At 37.9% G+C, this 741-nt stretch carries 1 protein-coding gene; it reads right to left on the bottom strand.

Annotation, left to right across the window (positions count from 1 at the left end):
• On the bottom strand, nt 1-584 hold a 584-nt coding region (locus BFU02S_RS16060), incomplete at its 3' end, for an IS66 family transposase zinc-finger binding domain-containing protein (RefSeq protein ID WP_174520358.1).
• Nucleotides 585-741: the final 157 nt, after the last annotated feature.

Raw genomic sequence — 741 nt, 5'->3', positions numbered from 1 at the left:
GGTGAGGCTAAACTTCCTGAATGAACAGGTTTAGGCATTGGAGCTGTAATAATAGGTGTTTCTATCTCTTCCCGTTCACAATGGCGACAAGAATAAATGTACTGGACATGTTTAACGACTTTTAATTCCGCAGGAATATATTTTAGTTCCTGCCGTACTTGCGTACTCATTTCATGCAAGTTTCCACCGCAACACGAACAAACCTGCTCTTCAGTAGGTAAACGATATTCAATCGTCTCCTCTGGCAAGTTTTCTAACATCTTTTCCCTATGACCGCGTTTTTTACGGCGCCGTTGATAAGTAATGGATTCCAAAGTGGGTTCCGGTAAATCAGGATTCACTTCATTTTCGACTTCATTGAAAAGTTCCAATTGATCGGGGTTGGTTTTTTCACTTGAAAAGCTGAATCTTTTTTGTTGCAGAAGGCGAAACTGTTCTTCAAACCATTTTAATTTGGTCTCTAACTCGTTTTGCTTTTTTAGCTTCGCCTCTAATTCCGCATTTTGCTTTTCAAGCCATTCTAACCGTTTGAGAAGATTTTCAATTGTTGGAGTTGTGGTATTTGAATTCGCTGTCTTTTTCATGATTTTATTATACGACAAAACATACGGAAATCTTTGATTTTTCATTATTTAAATAACGGTTCTTGCAGTTACAACAGGGTGGGCTTGTTTTTGTTCCAATGATAATCCATCAAGTAACCAGCGTAATTGACGTGGACTAATTTTTAAAGGAACCGAA

Origin of the sequence: Neobacillus fumarioli NBRC 102428 (genome assembly GCF_001591485.1) — a bacterium.
Lineage (GTDB): Bacteria > Bacillota > Bacilli > Bacillales > Cytobacillaceae > Neobacillus > Neobacillus fumarioli.
This window is presented reverse-complemented; position numbering and strand designations above follow the sequence as displayed.